This is a genomic window from Shewanella electrica (assembly GCF_022321485.1).
In the GTDB taxonomy this organism is placed as follows: Bacteria; Pseudomonadota; Gammaproteobacteria; order Enterobacterales; family Shewanellaceae; genus Shewanella; species Shewanella electrica.
Window position 1 is genome coordinate 1 of record NZ_JAKOGG010000468.1, and the last position, 257, is coordinate 257.

Below are 257 nucleotides of genomic sequence, written 5' to 3' on the forward strand. Positions count from 1 at the left end.
GGCCGCCCTCGAAGGTCTGGCCGAACTGCCAGCCGGCCGGCACGACGTTGTTGCTGGTGACGGTGCGGCCGTCGCTGACGGCGACCTGGAAGGAGAGGCTCTGGCCGTCGAGGTAGGAGTTGCTCTGCCAGTTCCGGCCCCAGTTGCGGGACATGGGCTGCCACCCGGTGCTGGACCCCTTGATCGACACGGACTGCACGTCGCCTGGGCCGGCCACGTTGGTCACAAGAACCAGGTTGAAGTAGGAGTGCCCGTTG

The 257-nt window shown here is 67.3% G+C and carries 1 protein-coding gene; it reads right to left on the bottom strand.

The features are described 5' to 3' along the window. The coding region (locus L9G74_RS24405; RefSeq protein ID WP_500142679.1) for an expansin C-terminal domain-related protein at window positions 1-257 on the bottom strand (257 nt) is incomplete at both ends.